Below are 15,775 nucleotides of genomic sequence, written 5' to 3' on the forward strand. Positions count from 1 at the left end.
GACATAGGGCGCTGAAAAGGGGCGGCGTGTTGGCCACATTGGGTATCCTCTTCGCCTTGTCCGTCATCTTGCGCGTGGGGACCATGGACGCACCTTTGATCGCGCCGGCGCAGGCGTCCGACCCCGATCCCGTCATGTCTGTCGTCGGACCAACCTCACCGATCCGCGCCGCATTGGACGAGGTCAGCGCCCTTCGTGACCGCCTTCTTGCACGGGAAGCGGAGATCGCGGATCGGGAACGTGCGGTGGATGCCGCGCAAGCCCTGATCGAAGCGCGACTCGCCGAGCTGGAAGCGGCGGAGGTTCGGTTGCAGGCCCTGATCCAGACCTCCGACAGGGCGGCGGAAGAAGACCTCGCACGCCTGACGCAAGTCTACGAGTCGATGGAGGCGCAGGAGGCCGCGGCCCTTTTTTCGCAGATGGACCCGAACTTCGCCTCTGGTTTTCTGACCCGCATGTCGGCCCCCGCCAGCGCCGCCATCATGTCGGAGCTGGATCCCGCCACCGCCTATGCAATCTCCGTCGTGATCGCGACGCGAAATGCCGGCGCTCCAACCCTTCCGGCCGCCGATGATCCGCCCGAGGGCGATACCGAATCTTAAGGCTTTTCAACCAAGTCTCAGCGCAGCGCAGGAGAACCCGCAATGCTTGGAATTATCGGAATCGTGGTCGTTTTCGGCATGGTCTTCGGCGGCTACAAGCTGGCTGGCGGCAAGTTCGGCATCATCATCAAGGCGCTGCCGTTCGAGATGATGATGATCATGGGCGCGGCCACCGGCGCATTCCTGATTTCAAACGACAAAGGCACGATCAAGGCCACGCTCAGTGGACTGAAGAAGGTCTTCAAGGGACCCGATTGGAAGGATGAGGATTACCGCGACCTTCTGTGTCTGTTGTTCGAACTGATCCGCCTGCAACGCCAGAATGCCGTCGCGGTCGAGGAGCATATCGAGAACCCGGAAGGCTCGGAGATTTTCGGCCGCTATCCCAAGATCCTGAAGGACCACGAGGCGGTTGAACTGATCTGCGATACGATGCGGTCCGCCGCGATGAACTACAACGACCCGCACCAGGTGGAGGAGGTTCTGGATAAGCGTCTGGAGCAGAACGTCCACCACCAGATGCACGGAAGTCATGCGATGCAGACCGTGGCCGATGGCCTGCCCGCACTTGGCATCGTTGCCGCCGTTCTGGGTGTGATCAAAACCATGGCCTCCATCGACCAGCCGCCCGAGATCCTCGGCGGCCTGATCGGCGGTGCGCTTGTCGGGACATTTCTGGGCGTATTCTTGGCCTACGGATTCGTCGGTCCTTTCGCCTCCAAGATGAAGACCGTGATCGAAGAGGATCACCAGTTCTACCTGATGATCCGGGAGGTCCTGATTGCGAACCTCCACAACCACGCCACGAACATCTGCATCGAAGTGGGCCGCCAAAACGCCCCGCACCACGTCCGTCCCGGCTTCAATGATCTGGAAGAAGCGCTGAGAGGGTTGAAGGCGGCATGAGGACCCTACTCATTGCAGTGTCGTTGCTAGGCGCTTGGGTCGCTCCCGGCCATGGGCAGACACTTCGCATACAGTCCGGCGATCATGCCGGATTCACCCGGCTCGTTTTGCCTATAGGCACGGAACGCGAATGGAATCTTCAGACCGAGGGCGATCGGGAATGGACGCTCAGCCTCGTGCCCGGCGTGGACGGCTTCGACACGTCCGGTGCATTCGATCTGATCCAGCGGACACGGCTTGCCGATCTTCGCGCCGGTGACGACCTTAGGCTGGACCTGAACTGCTCCTGTGGCGTCAGCAGTTTCCGGCACGAGGGACAATACCTGGTCATCGACATCGCCGATCCCGACCCCAACGCGCTGCCTCCCGCCGATGAGCCCAGCGAGGGTGCGGAACCCGACGTCGCCGTGACGGAGCCCACGGAGATCAACACCCTGCCCGATTTGACCTCGATCCTCCGGGTACCACGGGCCCTGCCGATCATCCCAGCGTCGCAACAACCCGTCATGGCCGAACCCGCAGTGACCGAACCGGACATGGGCGAAGGCGACCCAAATCCGCGCATTGCCGAAGCGGCGGAAATCATGGCGGAACAACTGGCTCGCGCGGCAGCCTCCGGATTGCTTGACGCGGCCCTTGACCAGCCTTTCACGGCCGCTGACCCCGTGGAAGCCGACCGTCCTACCGATGTCGAAATCGTGGACCCCAACCCCGTCCCCCCCGAGGGAGACCCACTTGTGACAGGCGACCTCCCGATCCGGGCCGAGACAGCGTTTGATCGGTCGATTCAGATTGAATTGCCCTCGCGCCCGACCCGGACGGAAGGATCGTGCACCGGAGCACCGTTCTCCGCGCGCGATTGGGCGGATGGGTCTGGCTTCGATCAGGATCTCGGGGCGCTCCGCCTGGCCCTCTATGACGAACGCGATGTCCTGTCGGAAACCGGGGCGCTGCAAATGGCACAGCACTATCTCTACTACGGGTTCGGGGCGGAAGCCGCCTATTGGCTGTCGGAATTGGCCAACCCTCCCGATCCGTATCTGCCAATTGCATCCATCCTTGACGGCAGACAGGACGCGCGCTTCGTTCCGGTCGAGATGCCGTCGGGTTGCTCCCCGGGGGAGCTCTTGTGGCGTTACATTGGTGATGCCGTCACGGCGGATCTTGAGCCGGACGATCTGTCCGCCCTGCAGCGGGCCTTTGCGGACTTGCCCCCCGGTCTGCGCGACCATTTGGGGCCGATGCTGGCGGCACGCCTTCGCGACGATGGCCATGGCGCGGCGGCGCTCAATATCCGCGATGTCCTCCACCGTGGCGGGCGCATAGATCCGAACCAATTGACGGTGCTGGACCTCAGTCTCGGCATCTCGGGCACCGAAGGTCCACACCAGACACGCGCCGCAATCGACGGCGCGTTGGCCAGCGACGGCGCGAATTCCGTCACTGTTATGGCGGAGGCCCTCGGCTTCGAGCGTAGTGCTGGTACTCTGCCTGATCCGGCTCGCGTCACGGCAGCGGAAGCCCTGTTGCGCGAAAACGGGGAGGGCCCGGATACCGCAATCCTTTGGCGTGAGGTCCTGCTGGCCCACGCGGCGCTGGGGCGGATCGACACCGCGCTTGGCATGCTGTCCGACCCCGCGCGGTCGGACGATGCGCGGGCGGATGCGCTGACCCTTCTGATAGAAGAACGTGCTGCGGTGAACGATACGGCCTCCCTCCTGATACTGGCCTATACCTATGGACGCGATTGGCGACCGGAGGGCTCGGCCGCCGGTCGGGCGCAGGTGCGCGCCATTTCGGCTCTCCGGGCGGAGGGTCTTTTCGAGGCCGCCAACATCCTGCGGGACGTGCGCCGCCCGCTGATCCTGCCAAACCTGGACGACGAGATGCCCGAGGCCCCGGACGAGGCGCTTGATGCGTGGCAGGATGGGGATTGGGAGCGACTGGCCACGTCCGCCGATGGCCCCCACGGCGACATCGCCGCCCGAATGTCAGCCCTTGGCCGCGGGGAAGACGTAACTCAAACGACGCTCAATCTCGCCGACCTCGCCAGATCGGTCACAGATAGCCGCGACTTGCGCGGAACGATCACCGAACTCCTCGCGCAGCCGACGCTGCCATGACCGGAAAGCCCTATAGCCATTCCATGCACCAAGCCGCGGGCCGTTCGACGAGCCGCACCACGTGCCCTTCCAAACAGGCCTGATCATGTCCGCCAAAGCCCTGTTCCAGCCGACGATCCTGTTCGCCCTGGCCCTGATGGCCGTCATCGTCATGATGATCCTACCCGTGCCGTCCTTCATCCTCGACCTCGGGCTGGCGGCGTCTTTCGGGTTGGCGATCCTGATCTTCACGGTGACGCTGTTCATCGAGCGGCCGTTGGATTTCTCGGCATTTCCGACGGTCCTTCTGGCGTCCCTCATGCTGCGGCTGTCGCTGAATGTCTCGTCCACGAAACTGATCATCGGACAGGGGCATACCGGAACGGATGCGGCGGGGGGCGTCATCGAAGGCTTTGCGATGTTCGTCATCGGCGGATCAGTCGTGATGGGTCTTGTCATCTTTTGCGTTCTTTTGATCGTAAATTTCATCGTAATCAACAAGGGCGCCGCGCGCATGGCAGAGGTCGGGGCCCGCTTCGCGCTCGACGGGATGCCGGGCAAGCAACTCGCTATCGACAGCGATATGGCCGCGGGCGCCATCGACCATACCGAAGCCAAGGAGCGGCGCGAACGGGAGCAGGCGGAGACGACCTTCTTCGGCTCCCTGGACGGGGCGTCGAAATTCGTGAAGGGCGACGCAATTGCCGGGCTTCTCATCACGCTGCTCAACCTCGTGGTCGGTCTGATCATCGGCACCACGCTCCATGGCATGCCGCTTGCGCAGGCGTTCGAGACCTACACGATCCTCACTGTGGGCGATGGTCTGGTCAGCCAGATCCCAGCGGTCATCATCGCCATCGCATCCGCCTTGTTGCTGGCACGCGGCGGGGCGACCGGTGCGACCGACACGGCGCTTCTGTCTCAGCTCGGCCGCCATCCTTCGGCCCTTGCCACCGTAGGTATCCTGATGGGAATCTTCGGTCTTGTCCCCGGCCTGCCGCTCGCGCCGTTCCTCCTTGGCGCTATCGCATTGTGCGCCGCGGCGTGGTGGCGGTCCAACACGCTATCCAATGAGGCAAGTCTCAAGATCGCCGCCGAAACACCCGATAAGGATGCGCCGCGAGAGACGGTGGGCGACCTTCTGGATGTGGACGACATTCATGTGGAGTTTGCGCCCGACCTCGTTAGCCTCGCCCTTGATCCGGCGACGGGGCTGGATGCCCGAATCAAGAGCATGCGGGAACACATTGCCCGCGCCTTCGGGGTAATCCTGCCGGAAATGCGCCTGACCGACCGGGGCGACCTGCCGCCCGGTTCCTATTCCATTCGGCTGCTCGGCGTCGAACACGCCACCGCGTCGCTACAGCCCGCCCGCGTCCTGATGTTGACGCAGGATGGCGCAATTGACTTGCCCGACGGCGAAGAAACGGCGGAGCCTGTCTACAATGCGCCCGCCCGATGGATCGACCCGCGCGATCGGGAGCGTGCGGCACTGGCAGGTATGACGGTTGTCACTCCGTCCGAGGTTCTGGCGACGCATCTGTTAGAGGTTCTAAAGCGCAACCTCTCGCGCCTGCTGACCTTCAAGACCCTGCAACGGCAGCTCGATGCGTTCGTGACCCTTTCTGACGGAACGCGGTCGGAAGAGAACCGTCGCCTGCTTGATGAGCTTGTGCCGGACAAGGTGCCGCTTGACCTTCTGCATTCCGTCCTGCGCCTGCTTCTTGCCGAACAGGTCTCGATCCGGAACCTGCCCCTGATCCTCGAAGCCATTGCGGAGGCGCGCGGCAACGCAGCTCAGCCCGAGATGATCTGCGAACATGTGCGCCAGCGGCTCGGCTTTCAGTTGATATCCGAGATGAAGCGCGCGGATGGCTCGCTGCCTCTGATCCAGCTGGCATCGGAATGGGAAGACGTTTTCATGCGTTACCAGATCGGTGGCGACGGCGGCTTGCCCGAAATTGCGCTGCCCCCCGATGAGTTCAACGCGCTGGCCAAATCCGTGGGCGACAAGGTCAACACCGCCAGTGAAAAGGGCACGTATCCCGCAGTCGTGACCTCGGCGCTGCGGCGACGGTTTCTGCGCACGGTCCTGTCAGCGCGCGGTATCCCGAATCCGGTCGTGTCATTCGAGGAGATCGGATTGGAGGCGAAACCTGCCCTTGTCGGGCTCGCCGCGCCATGATCGCGCTTGCGGCAGAGATGCTGGAGGTCACGCAAATCTGGCTGGCGACGGCGATCGCCGTATTCCTGCGCATCGGTGCTTGCTTCATCGTCCTGCCGGGGCTGGGCGAACAGATGATCCCGGCGCGCGTGCGTCTTGGGGCGGCCTTTGCTTTCACCATCTTCCTCACCCCCGCCCTCCACGGAGAGATTGCGGCCCAGGGCACGCTCCCCCCGATTACGGCCTTCTTCTCGGAGGCGCTGTCGGGCCTGATCCTCGGCCTTGCCCTTCGTTTGATGGTCCACGCCTTGCAGATTGCGGGCACGATTGCGGCGCAATCCACGTCGCTCAGTCAGATCATGGGCGGCGCGTCACCCGACCCGCAACCGGCCATGGGTGCGATCCTCATGTTGGGTGGCCTGACCCTTGCGGTTCTGTCAGGCCTGCATATCCATCTGGTCGAAACGTTCCTGCGCTCCTACGCGATCCTGCCGTTCGGCGATCTGCCCGGCCCGCGCGATTTGGGTGGTTGGGGCGTCGATCAGGTACGCCACAGCTTCTCCCTAGCCCTGTCACTGGCGGCTCCGTTTCTTGTGGCGTCGCTGCTCTACAATGTTGCGCTTGGCGTCATCAACAAGGCGATGCCGCAACTGATGGTCGCCTTCGTGGGCGCGCCCGCGATAACTTGGGGCGGTCTTGTCCTTCTCTTGCTGACGACACCGTTCATCCTGCCGATCTGGCTGACCGCGTTTGAAGGGGTGCTGTCCGCGCCGATGGGGCCACGATGAGCGACGAAGACCAAAGCCCATCCGATAAGCCACACGACCCAACCGACCGCAAACTGGAGGAGGCGCGCAAAAAGGGAGAGATCGTGCGGTCCGCCGATCTCAACACGGCGGTCGTCTATGCCGGTTTTCTCCTGTCTGGCGCGCTTCTTGCCCCTTGGGTCGTGCAATCCCTTGGCGCTTTGACCCAGGCCAGCCTAGGGCAGGCGGAGGTGTTGGCCCCGTTGCTTCTTGGCCCGGGCGGCTCCGGACCTGCGGTTGGGCTCTTGTCGCCGTCCATGCTGTCGGCGGCGGTCGTGGGCTTCGTCCCGGCGATCCTCCTGGTGGCAGCGCTCATCGCGCAACGTGGCCTCCTGTTCACGCCATCCAAACTCGCCCCCAAGCTCAACCGCATCTCGCCCATCGGCAACGCCAAGCAGAAATTCGGCGCGCAAGGCATGTTTCAGTTCGCAAAATCCGCCGTGAAACTCGCCCTGGTCTCGATTTTTCTCGCCCTCTACCTCTGGGCCCGGGCGGAAGAGATTCTCGCGTCGATCTATGCCAGCCCCGGGCAGGTTCTCGAGCTTCTCGGGCGCCTGTCGCTTGATTTTCTTCTGGTCGTCACCGGGATGACCGCCCTGATCGGGGGCGCGGATTGGCTCTGGGAATGGGGCCAACTGCGCCAACGCAATCGCATGACAAGGCAGGAGCTGATGGATGAAGCCAAAAGCTCCGAAGGCGATCCCCACATGAAACAGCAGCGTCGGCAACGGGGCCAAGCGATTGCGATGAACCAAATGATCGCCGATATACCCAAGGCAGACGTCATTATCGTCAACCCCACGCATTACGCCGTTGCATTGAAATGGGACCGCGCCGACGGCGGCGTGCCGACCTGCGTGGCCAAAGGCGTGGATGAGGTCGCCCGGCGCATCCGTGAAGCGGCGGCTGAGGCGGGCGTTCCCGTCTTCTCCGATCCGCCAACGGCCCGCGCCCTTCACGCCTCGGTGGAGCTTGGTCATCCAATCCTGCCCGATCAATACCGCGCCGTCGCGGCCGCCATCCGGTTCGCGGATCTGATGCGCAGCAAGGCCCGCAAGGTGCGCAAGCCGTGAGCGAGACGCGCCTTGACCGCCTGCACCAGGTGTCCGGCATTCTGGCCGACCGCGCCCTTGCCCCCGTGGAAAAGGCAGCCGTGGACATGCATGCGATCGAGCAGCGGGTGGAAGCGTTGGCGCACCATCGCGCAGCGCTGATGCGGTCGGCCAGCGACCCGACGCTCGCCGGGTCCATGCTGGCCCAGGCCGAAAGGTTGCGTCAGCAACAGGCGCGCGCATTGGAAGAGCTTGCGCGCGCGCGCGTGGCGCTGGAACAGGCCCGGCAGGCGGCGGCCAAAGCCGTCGGACGGAACCGCGTCCTGGAGAAGCTGATCGAGAAGCGCGCCCTCGTTATAAGAAAGTCGGGGCGCGCAAAGCGTTGAACGGCAGCTAAAACTTCGCGATCAGGCGTCCTGCCGCGTCAGATCCGTGATCAAGACGTCATGCACGACCGCATCGCCCAATACGCCGATCGCTGCCTCCCGCAGACCCTCACGCAGGGGGGCCATGGCCGCGGCCTCGGTGAACATGCCGTCGAAGCCCCCTGCATTTGCATGGGCGAACAGGACGCGCAGGAAGCTGTCGCGAAGGCGCGGCTCTCGATTGAAGACGGAGCTGTTCTGGCCCGTATTGACCTCCACCGTCAGTCCCATCACGACGAGCGCACGAACCGATCCGTTGCGCACGATGGGCACGACGAATTGATTGTTCAGGCGCACATATTCCGTGCCCTCGCCGGTCTGCTCAACCGGGGACGGTTCGCCGTCATCTTCGGCGACATCGTCCTCGCCACCCTCGTCCGATGAAGTTCCCGCCACCTCCTCGACATCGTCGGAAGGCACATCGCCGCCGGCCAGCATCATCCCCGCACCGATGCCGCCACCGGCCCCGAGCAGCAAGAGGAGCACGGGCAAGAGCATCCGCATCATACCAATATTCCTAAGCCGTTCAGCCGATCAGAAAGGCAGGATCGCATCGGCCACCTCCTGCCCGTATCTGGGCCGCTGGACGTCAGTAATCAGGCCGCGCCCGCCATATGAAATCCGCGCCGCCGCGATCCGGTCATATTCGACGGAGTTCTGGCGCGAGATATCCTCGGGCCGGACGTACCCCGTCACCAGCAGCTCTCGGACCTCGTTGTTGACGCGCACTTCCTGGCTGCCTTCGATGCGCAGGACGCCGTTTTGCAGAACCTCCGTGATCGTGGCAGCGACGCGCAAGGTCAGCTCCTCGTTGCGACGGACAGAACCCTCGCCCGCCGACCGGCTGGAACTGTCGAACTCCACCGCCTCCCCCAGCGAACCACCGCGGGTCAGTAGCCCGTCCGCCCGCTGTGGCAGGCCGAAGAGGTTGGGGATACCCATTTCCTCCGACCCGCTGCGTTCCCGTTCGGAGGAGTTCTGGAATTCCGCGCTGTCGTCGATCTCGATCACCACGGTCAGGATATCGCCCCGCAAGCTCGCCCGCCGGTCCCCCAACAGCGATGCACGTCCCGCGGTCCAGAGCGAGGCGCCCTCCGCCCGGTCGGGGATGTCGCGCGAATCGGGAAGCGGCACCACGTTCATGGCGAAGACTTCGTTACCATTGGCGGGCGAGGTCAGGTCGGGGGTCTGGCCCACCTGGGACAGTCGGGCACAGGCCGACACGGACAGGATCGCGGCGGCGAAAAGGATCAGGGATAGATGTTTCATGGGGTGGGTCCAACGGTGACAAGGCCAGGACCGGTGGCCGTGGCGGTAACGGTTTGGCGCGAATTGAGATTGATCACGCGGAGCATTTCGCCCGAGGCCGCACGATCCAGCGCGCGCCCCTCGGTGAGGATCAGAAGGCCCCCATGGTTGTAGCGCAGCGACACGATCTCGTTACGCTCCACGATGGCGGGCGGGCGCAGATCGCCCGGGCGGATGGGGCGGCCAGGGTAAAGGTTGATCCGGGCTTCCATCCCGATCGCATCGCCCATGTCAGACAGCGCGCCGGGCGTTGCACCTTCGACCGTCGCCACATCGGCGGGGCCGATCAGCGTGGCGCCCCGAATGGTTCCGGCGGCGATCACGGTTTCCTGCGCAGCCACGGGCGTGGCCAAGAATGTCAGCATCAAGACGACCCGCATCAGCGCACCTGCGTCGTTGCGCCGAGCATCTGGTCGGCAGCGGTCAGAACCTTGGCGTTCAACTCGTATCCGCGTTGTGCCTCGATCAGGTCAGTGATCTCTCGCACCGCATCGACGGAGGATTGTTCGACATAGCCCTGCCGCAACGTCCCCAGACCGTCCTGCCCGGGTTGTGCCGCCAAAGGCGGACCGGAGGCCGCGGTCTCAAGAAACAGGTTCGATCCGATCGCTTCCAGCCCGTTGTCGTTGGAAAAGCCTGTCAGGTTGAATTGCCCGAGCAATTGCGGCTCCACCTCTCCGGCGAAGAAGGCATAGACCTCGCCTTGCGCGTTGATGGAGATGTCGCGGGCATCGGCCGGAATGGTGATCCCGGGGTTCACCTCGAACCCATCGGCCGTCACGATCAAACCGTCGCCGGTACGCTGCAACGCGCCGTCGCGGGTATAGGCCGATTCCCCCGAAGGCAGCGTCACCTCCAGATAGCCGCGCCCTTCGATGGCGACATCCAGATCTCCACCGGTCTGGGCGATCGTGCCCTGCTCCCACGTCACGGTCACGGCGGAGGGGCGAACGCCAAGGCCCACTTGCACACCGGCGGGAACAATCGTCCCGTCGGCGGCATTGATCGCACCGGCCCGCGTCATCTGCTGGTAATGCAAGTCGGCAAAATCCGCGCGGCGCGGGCTGTAGCCGGTGGTGGACATGTTCGCGATGTTGTTCGAAATCACGTCGACGCGCATCTGCTGCGCGCTCATGCCGGTGGCGGCGATATCCAAGGCTCTCATTCGGGAATCCTTTCTGGATTAACTGCGCTGACCCGCGGTGCGCAGGAAGTCGCGGATGCGGTTGTCTTCGGCATCCATGAAACTCTGGCCAAGTTCATAAGCCCGCTGCACCTCGATCATGCGAGAGATCTGGGCGACTGCATTGACGTTGGACTGCTCCAGAAACCCTTGCATCACCCGCGCGTTATCGGCGGGGACATAGCCGCTTTCGGCAACGAAAGCGGTCCCGAATTGGCGCGACAATTCTAGCGGGTCACTGGGCAGGTAAAGACCCACAACCGTCAGGGGCTGGCCACCGACCGACAGCGTTCCATCGGGCGCAAGGGCCAGGTCGCCGCCATTGGGCGGTACGAAGACGGGCGCGCCGCCTTGATCGAGAAGGCGACTGCCGTCAGGCGTCACAAGTTCCCCAACATCGTTGCGGATGAACGCGCCCGCGCGGGTCAGCGCCTCCCCCGCGACCGTGTCGATCAGGAAAAATCCTTCACCTTCGATTGCGAAGTCGAACTCACCGCCCGTGCGTTGCAGGGCGCCTTGCTGCGCGGAAATGCTTCGTCCTGTGGCCGTCCCCATGCTTAATGAAGGGTCGTCCCGCCCGGTATGGGCGACGTGTTCGGCGAAGATGATCCCTTCGGTGCGGAACCCGGTGGTGGAGATATTGGCGATGTTGTTGGCAACGACCGACATCTCCCGCACCAGGCCGGACAAGCGAGTGAGCGACGTGTAGCCGGGATTATCCATCGCTCACATCCCCGCGATCATCGGGACAAGCGTGTCCGAGAAATAGGAGGTGAGCGCCTGCGTCATGAACCCCATCGACGCCCAGAAAACGACGACGATGGCTGCGAGTTTCGGCACGAAGGTCAGCGTCATTTCCTGCACGCTCGTCAGCGCCTGAACCAGGCCGACCAGCACGCCAACCACGAGGGCAGCGGCCAGGATGGGAGTGGAGATCACGACGGAAACCCAAAGCCCTTGGCGGAGCGTGTCATAGAAGACCATTTCCTCCATCACTCTACACCGGCATCCGCAGGATTTCCTGGTAAGCTTCCACGACCCGGTCGCGGATCGTCACGGCCGTTTCCACCGCAAGCTCCGTCTGCGCGAGGGCCGTTACAAGCGAATGGGGATCGGCCCCGGTGGTCATGGCCGCGGTCGCCTGCGCCTCTCCCTGCGCCACGGTATCGGCAAATGACGTGACGGCCTGTACGAACGCGCCGCCATCCTGGGGGGCCGTCGGTTGCGGGGTCAGCCGCGTTTGACCGTAGGCCTGTGCGGCCATGGTTTGACGAATATCCATCCGGGGTTCTCCTCAGACGTGAATGAAAATCGGTGCGCTACCGGCGCAATAGATCGTTAAGAGAGGTCGACATCTGCCGGATCTGGTCAAAGACCCTCAAATTCGCCTCATAGGATCGCTGGGCTTCGCGGGCATCGGCCAGTTCAACGACCAGATCGACGTTCGACCCTTCGTAGTGCCCGGTATCGTCCGCCATGGGGTGGGCGGGATCGAATATCTGTGGAAGGACGGTCTGGTCCAGCCGCACCGGGCCGGGGCGCACTGTGCCCTCGGTCGTTCCCATGCCGCGTTCGACCTCGAAGCTGGTGATCTTGCGCTGGTATCCGGGTGTATCGGCATTGGCGATATTCTCCGACACATGGGTCAGGCGCTGCGCCTGGGCGCGCATTCCGGAGGCCGCGACGGACAGGGCATTGGAAAACTCGGTCATGGCATCCCCCTATCGCCCAAGGCTTGTGCGCAGGATCGACATGGCGGAGCCATAGATACGAAGCGCTCTGGAATGGGCGCGCTGCGCCTCAATTCCGCGCAGCATTTCCAGTTCCAGCGACACGGTATTTCCGTTCGGGGACGCGGGCGTTCCCGCATCTACCACGCGCATCGGCAGCGGGCCATCGGCCATCCTGTTCTCCGCGTTCATCCTGCGCCATGTCTCCGCGAAATCGGTGACGTCCCGAGCGCGATAACCCGGCGTATCGGCATTTGCGATATTCTGGGCTACCACGGCCTGACGGGACGCGGCGTGGCGCGCCTGTGCGCCCGCAAGTTGAAAAATCTCAAGCCTGTCTAGCATTTGGGGTTCTCCCATCTCGGCTACACGAATGCTTAAGAGTGATTCCTTTAGATTCGGTAATCGAGGCGCTTCAAATGCGCCGTTTGCCGGAGAAGCCGCCATGACGAATGCCGCCACCCTGACTGCCTTCGACCACCTGCGCGCGCAATTGCGCACTATCCGAACGGCTCGCGCCGTGGGACGCGTCGAACGCCTCGGGCGCAACGTGGTGACGGTGTCGGGCTTGGAGGGGGAGGTCGCCCTGGGCGACCGCGTCCGCCTCGGCCCTGCCTTGGTCGGGGAGGTATTGTCCATCGGCCCTGACGGGGCCCGCGTCATGCCGGAAGGATACGCAGATGGCCTGCGGCTTGGCACGGACGTGACCCATATCGGCCCGCCCGTCATTTCCCCCGACGACAGCTGGCTTGGTCGTGTGATTGATCCCGATGGCCAACCCCTCGATGGTCGCGCGCTTGTTCCCGGCGCCCGCCCGTATCCCCTCATCACTGCCCCGCCTTCGCCCGCTGCACGGCGCGGACTGGGGCGGCGTTTGCGGACCGGGTTCGCGGTGTTCGACACGCTGCTTCCCATCGTGCGCGGGCAGCGGATCGGGCTTTTCGCGGGCTCCGGTGTCGGGAAATCGCGCCTCATCGCGGCCCTGGCAGAGGGGATGCGCGCCGATGTGGTCGTGATTGGCCTGATCGGCGAACGCGGGCGGGAAGTGCGCGACTTCGTCTCCGATACCCTTGGGGCGGACGGATTGGATCGTGCGATCGTTGTCGCCGCCACGTCCGACCGGCCCGCCCTCACCCGGGCGCGGGCGGCCTACACGATGATGGCGATTGCGGAGTATTTCCGGGATCAGGGAAAGCAGGTTCTCGTTCTCGCCGATTCCATTACCCGCTTTGCCGAGGCCCATCGCGACGTCGCGGCCAGCGCGGGGGAACCCTTTGGCCCCGATGGCTTTCCCGCGTCGATGGCCCAAGCGGTCATGGGCCTCGCTGAGCGGGCGGGGCCAGGTGCGGCGGGACAAGGCGACATCACCGCAATCCTGTCCGTGCTTGTCGCGGGGTCGGACATGGACGGCCCCGTCGCCGATGTCATGCGGGGGGTCCTTGATGGCCATGTCGTGTTGTCGCGCGATATCGCGGAACGGGGGCGCTATCCGGCGATTGATCTGCTCCGCTCCGTCAGCCGGTCACTGCCCGCTGCCGCGGGTGCGGAAGAGAATGCGTTGATCGGGCAGGCCCGCAAGCTGATGGGTGCCTATGACCGGGCGGAGATGATGATCCAGGCCGGCCTCTACTCACCCGGTACCGATCCGCTGATCGACGGCGCGGTCAAGGTCTGGGACGCTTTGGACGAATTCATCGGCGCCCCCGCCGGTGTCGATGAGGCCGCGAGTTTCGAGGCGCTGGCCCGCGTCCTTGGTCCCGCCAGCACGCCTGGCCACGGGACGACCTGAGCCCGGCGACCGTACCGCTTAGGCGAGGTTCTGCAACAAGATCACCGCCGATGCGCCGGGGGTCAGGGGGGACGGGCCGGCAGCGATCTGCGCCTGCAACGTGAAGGCGCGGACCAGGTCATCCACCTTCTCCGGGTCCCGCAAATCCTTGAAGTCAGACGTTCCCAAAACACGCTCCGACGCTTTGCGGAATTCGTCGAGCTGTTGGTCAAGGTCGAGCGTCCCGATGGATGTGGGCAAGGCGAAGGCGGTCTCGAAAACCTTGCGCAGGGGCGGATTGCCCAACACGCTCAACCATTGGGTGTTGTTCGAAGAGGTTAGCGCGGCGATTTCCGGCACTTCACGGGACGCCGTCAGGGCAAGGCGCATATCCTCATCCTGCGCACCCACCGCAACCTCGAAGGATTGGCGATCGAAGCGTGCCAGGATACGGTCGGCGAAGCCGGGGGATTGGGTGCGGGGCGGGAGCGTGCCGCCGAACCCGAAGGCCTCAGCAAAGGCGCGGTAGCGTTTGTCGGCCAGCCGGTTGGATAGGGCATCGTCATTGTCGACACCGTCCGACAGCACCTTTTCGATAAAGGCGCGGTTGCCGATATCGCCGTCCAAACCATAGGCTCCGAGCGCCACGCGCATCATGCGAAAGTCCGCAACCAGATCAGCCGGCGATGTGATGGACCCGATCTTCTCTCGGAAGTAGGCACGATCCCTCGCCTGGGCCGGCGCATCGGCGAATTGTGCCTGTTGCTGGTCGAGGCTGGATTTCAGAAACGACCAACCGGCAAACCCGCCAAGCGGAAGAACGGGTTGGAAGGTCACGCCTGACTTGCGGCCAGCAGCCGCTCCTCCCGCGGGAGAAGGCCACGCAATGCCTTGAGGGTCTGGTAAACCTGCCCGTCGACGAGAGTTTCCGTCGCGCGCGCCAGCAACGCGCGGCTGTCGGGATCGGTGAAGACCTGGCTCAATTGCTCGACGCCGCGCAACAATTGCGCCTTGGCGTCATCGAAATCCGCATCACCAGACAGGACCAGCTGCGCGACATAACAGACGCGGCGGACGGGTGTGTTCACCTCCTCCGGGTGGATCGCGTCTCGCAGGCGCAGGATGTTGGCTCCGGGCGTCACGATCGACAAACGCGTGCGCCGGTCGCCGTTCTCGATCACGGCGCCGTTCACGAGGACCCGTTCCTTTGGACCAAGCTTCAGGACAAGGCCGCTCATTCCGAAACCTCCTGTCCGCTCAACCCCCGCATGACGGCCGTGTTGATGTCGATCAGCGCATCGAGGGCCGCGCTTTCGTCCAAGGCCTTGCGCGATTGCAGAAGCGAAAACTCGGCAAGGTAGAAGAGCTGCGCACGAAGGCTCTGGGGCAGGCGATTATCGGGATCCGCAAGGTCCGAGGCGAGGATTGTCCAAAGCTTGCGATTGTCGTGCAGGGCAGATGCGCGGTCCGACATCGGGGCGCCCTTTCGGCGCGATGCGTTCAGGCGTGCGGTGATGGATTGAAATGCTGCGTATTCCGTGCCCCGCGCGGTGCGGACGGGCGTGGCAGAAGAGGTATAGGCGGTCTGGGCGAGGGAGGTGGACATCACGGATGTGCTCCTTGGGCGGGCTGTGTCGGTCGGCGATCAGGGGCGGTCTGCGGCGATGGGGGTCGTATTGCCGAGCGGCCAAGACAGTCGGTGATTTCCGGGGCGTGTGCGCGTCATGCG

General features: G+C 64.0%; 20 protein-coding genes. 8 read left to right on the top strand and 12 right to left on the bottom strand.

Going from position 1 to position 15,775, the window contains the following annotated elements; translation table 11 throughout:
* Positions 1-29 precede the first annotated feature (29 nt).
* The 7 genes from KUW62_RS15930 (at position 30) to KUW62_RS15960 (ending at position 8,018) form a co-directional block, all read left to right on the top strand.
* Positions 30-602: a MotE family protein gene (locus KUW62_RS15930; protein ID WP_224816448.1), complete on the top strand. Its 573-nt coding sequence runs from the start codon at positions 30-32 to the stop codon at positions 600-602.
* Between the two features lie 42 nt (positions 603-644).
* A complete protein-coding gene (motA, locus tag KUW62_RS15935) occupies positions 645-1,508 on the top strand; it encodes a flagellar motor stator protein MotA (RefSeq protein ID WP_224816449.1) in 864 nt (287 codons plus the stop codon).
* Positions 1,509-1,615: 107 nt separating this feature from the next.
* Positions 1,616-3,631, top strand: a complete 2,016-nt coding sequence (locus tag KUW62_RS15940) for a hypothetical protein (protein ID WP_224816450.1) — start codon at positions 1,616-1,618, stop codon at positions 3,629-3,631.
* Positions 3,632-3,716: 85 nt separating this feature from the next.
* The gene (gene flhA, locus KUW62_RS15945; RefSeq protein WP_224816451.1) at positions 3,717-5,795 is read left to right on the top strand and encodes a flagellar biosynthesis protein FlhA; all 2,079 of its coding nucleotides are present in this window, start codon (positions 3,717-3,719) and stop codon (positions 5,793-5,795) included.
* Positions 5,792-6,562, top strand: coding sequence for a flagellar biosynthetic protein FliR (locus tag KUW62_RS15950; RefSeq protein ID WP_224816452.1), 771 nt, complete (start codon positions 5,792-5,794; stop codon positions 6,560-6,562). Before flhA ends, KUW62_RS15950 begins: the two co-directional genes overlap by 4 nt.
* Entirely contained in the window at positions 6,559-7,653 is a 1,095-nt protein-coding gene (gene flhB, locus KUW62_RS15955) for a flagellar type III secretion system protein FlhB (protein WP_224816453.1), read from the top strand. Before KUW62_RS15950 ends, flhB begins: the two co-directional genes overlap by 4 nt.
* Positions 7,650-8,018: a hypothetical protein gene (locus KUW62_RS15960; protein ID WP_224816454.1), complete on the top strand. Its 369-nt coding sequence runs from the start codon at positions 7,650-7,652 to the stop codon at positions 8,016-8,018. Before flhB ends, KUW62_RS15960 begins: the two co-directional genes overlap by 4 nt.
* A 21-nt stretch (positions 8,019-8,039) precedes the next feature.
* On the opposite strand, the gene KUW62_RS15965 is transcribed toward KUW62_RS15960, so the two are convergent.
* The 9 genes from KUW62_RS15965 to KUW62_RS16005 are packed head-to-tail and all read right to left on the bottom strand — an operon-like array spanning position 8,040 to position 12,623.
* Positions 8,040-8,564 (bottom strand): flagellar basal body-associated FliL family protein, encoded by a 525-nt coding sequence (locus KUW62_RS15965; protein WP_224816455.1) that lies wholly within the window; start codon positions 8,562-8,564, stop codon positions 8,040-8,042.
* Between the two features lie 27 nt (positions 8,565-8,591).
* Positions 8,592-9,326, bottom strand: a complete 735-nt coding sequence (gene flgH, locus KUW62_RS15970) for a flagellar basal body L-ring protein FlgH (protein WP_224816456.1) — start codon at positions 9,324-9,326, stop codon at positions 8,592-8,594.
* Positions 9,323-9,730, bottom strand: a complete 408-nt coding sequence (gene flgA, locus KUW62_RS15975) for a flagellar basal body P-ring formation chaperone FlgA (protein WP_255599240.1) — start codon at positions 9,728-9,730, stop codon at positions 9,323-9,325. The genes flgH and flgA overlap by 4 nt, the downstream gene beginning before the upstream one ends.
* Positions 9,731-9,744: 14 nt before the next feature.
* Positions 9,745-10,530 carry a flagellar basal-body rod protein FlgG gene (gene flgG / locus KUW62_RS15980; protein ID WP_224816458.1) on the bottom strand — a complete coding sequence of 262 codons (786 nt, stop codon included), beginning with the start codon at positions 10,528-10,530 and terminating at the stop codon, positions 9,745-9,747.
* An 18-nt stretch (positions 10,531-10,548) separates the two neighbouring features.
* Positions 10,549-11,271, bottom strand: coding sequence for a flagellar hook-basal body complex protein (locus KUW62_RS15985; protein ID WP_224816459.1), 723 nt, complete (start codon positions 11,269-11,271; stop codon positions 10,549-10,551).
* Positions 11,272-11,274: 3 nt separating this feature from the next.
* Complete coding sequence (locus KUW62_RS15990; protein WP_255599243.1) at positions 11,275-11,541, bottom strand: flagellar biosynthetic protein FliQ; 267 nt, start codon at positions 11,539-11,541, stop codon at positions 11,275-11,277.
* Positions 11,542-11,545: 4 nt separating this feature from the next.
* Entirely contained in the window at positions 11,546-11,830 is a 285-nt protein-coding gene (gene fliE / locus KUW62_RS15995) for a flagellar hook-basal body complex protein FliE (RefSeq protein WP_224816461.1), read from the bottom strand.
* A gap of 37 nt (positions 11,831-11,867) precedes the next feature.
* Positions 11,868-12,260 carry a flagellar basal body rod protein FlgC gene (gene flgC / locus KUW62_RS16000; RefSeq protein ID WP_224816462.1) on the bottom strand — a complete coding sequence of 131 codons (393 nt, stop codon included), beginning with the start codon at positions 12,258-12,260 and terminating at the stop codon, positions 11,868-11,870.
* A gap of 9 nt (positions 12,261-12,269) precedes the next feature.
* Positions 12,270-12,623 (bottom strand): FlgB family protein, encoded by a 354-nt coding sequence (locus tag KUW62_RS16005; protein WP_224816463.1) that lies wholly within the window; start codon positions 12,621-12,623, stop codon positions 12,270-12,272.
* A 100-nt stretch (positions 12,624-12,723) separates the two neighbouring features.
* Between KUW62_RS16005 and KUW62_RS16010 the strand changes: the two genes are divergently transcribed.
* Positions 12,724-14,067: a FliI/YscN family ATPase gene (locus tag KUW62_RS16010; protein ID WP_224816464.1), complete on the top strand. Its 1,344-nt coding sequence runs from the start codon at positions 12,724-12,726 to the stop codon at positions 14,065-14,067.
* 18 nt (positions 14,068-14,085) lie between these two features.
* On the opposite strand, the gene KUW62_RS16015 is transcribed toward KUW62_RS16010, so the two are convergent.
* The 3 genes from KUW62_RS16015 to flaF are packed head-to-tail and all read right to left on the bottom strand — an operon-like array spanning position 14,086 to position 15,652.
* Positions 14,086-14,883, bottom strand: a complete 798-nt coding sequence (locus tag KUW62_RS16015) for a DUF1217 domain-containing protein (RefSeq protein WP_224816465.1) — start codon at positions 14,881-14,883, stop codon at positions 14,086-14,088.
* Positions 14,880-15,284: a flagellar biosynthesis repressor FlbT gene (gene flbT, locus KUW62_RS16020; RefSeq protein WP_224816466.1), complete on the bottom strand. Its 405-nt coding sequence runs from the start codon at positions 15,282-15,284 to the stop codon at positions 14,880-14,882. Before flbT ends, KUW62_RS16015 begins: the two co-directional genes overlap by 4 nt.
* Positions 15,281-15,652, bottom strand: coding sequence for a flagellar biosynthesis regulator FlaF (gene flaF / locus KUW62_RS16025; protein WP_255599246.1), 372 nt, complete (start codon positions 15,650-15,652; stop codon positions 15,281-15,283). Before flaF ends, flbT begins: the two co-directional genes overlap by 4 nt.
* Positions 15,653-15,775: the final 123 nt, after the last annotated feature.

The sequence above is a fragment of the Hasllibacter sp. MH4015 genome (assembly GCF_020177575.1).
Taxonomy (GTDB): domain Bacteria; phylum Pseudomonadota; class Alphaproteobacteria; order Rhodobacterales; family Rhodobacteraceae; genus Gymnodinialimonas.

Excerpts from the sequence above, each read along its gene's own strand:
- flgH (WP_224816456.1), bottom strand. The coding sequence starts at position 9,326 with ATGAAACATCTATCCCTGATCCTTTTCGCCGCCGCGATCCTGTCCGTG.
- motA (WP_224816449.1), top strand. The coding sequence starts at position 645 with ATGCTTGGAATTATCGGAATCGTGGTCGTTTTCGGCATGGTCTTCGGC.
- KUW62_RS15990 (WP_255599243.1), bottom strand. The coding sequence starts at position 11,541 with ATGGAGGAAATGGTCTTCTATGACACGCTCCGCCAAGGGCTTTGGGTT.
- flgG (WP_224816458.1), bottom strand. The coding sequence starts at position 10,530 with ATGAGAGCCTTGGATATCGCCGCCACCGGCATGAGCGCGCAGCAGATG.
- KUW62_RS15985 (WP_224816459.1), bottom strand. The coding sequence starts at position 11,271 with ATGGATAATCCCGGCTACACGTCGCTCACTCGCTTGTCCGGCCTGGTG.
- flhA (WP_224816451.1), top strand. The coding sequence starts at position 3,717 with ATGTCCGCCAAAGCCCTGTTCCAGCCGACGATCCTGTTCGCCCTGGCC.
- KUW62_RS15965 (WP_224816455.1), bottom strand. The coding sequence starts at position 8,564 with ATGATGCGGATGCTCTTGCCCGTGCTCCTCTTGCTGCTCGGGGCCGGT.
- KUW62_RS15950 (WP_224816452.1), top strand. The coding sequence starts at position 5,792 with ATGATCGCGCTTGCGGCAGAGATGCTGGAGGTCACGCAAATCTGGCTG.
- KUW62_RS16005 (WP_224816463.1), bottom strand. The coding sequence starts at position 12,623 with ATGCTAGACAGGCTTGAGATTTTTCAACTTGCGGGCGCACAGGCGCGC.
- fliE (WP_224816461.1), bottom strand. The coding sequence starts at position 11,830 with ATGGATATTCGTCAAACCATGGCCGCACAGGCCTACGGTCAAACGCGG.
- flbT (WP_224816466.1), bottom strand. The coding sequence starts at position 15,284 with ATGAGCGGCCTTGTCCTGAAGCTTGGTCCAAAGGAACGGGTCCTCGTG.
- flaF (WP_255599246.1), bottom strand. The coding sequence starts at position 15,652 with ATGTCCACCTCCCTCGCCCAGACCGCCTATACCTCTTCTGCCACGCCC.
- KUW62_RS16010 (WP_224816464.1), top strand. The coding sequence starts at position 12,724 with ATGACGAATGCCGCCACCCTGACTGCCTTCGACCACCTGCGCGCGCAA.
- flhB (WP_224816453.1), top strand. The coding sequence starts at position 6,559 with ATGAGCGACGAAGACCAAAGCCCATCCGATAAGCCACACGACCCAACC.
- flgA (WP_255599240.1), bottom strand. The coding sequence starts at position 9,730 with ATGCTGACATTCTTGGCCACGCCCGTGGCTGCGCAGGAAACCGTGATC.
- flgC (WP_224816462.1), bottom strand. The coding sequence starts at position 12,260 with ATGACCGAGTTTTCCAATGCCCTGTCCGTCGCGGCCTCCGGAATGCGC.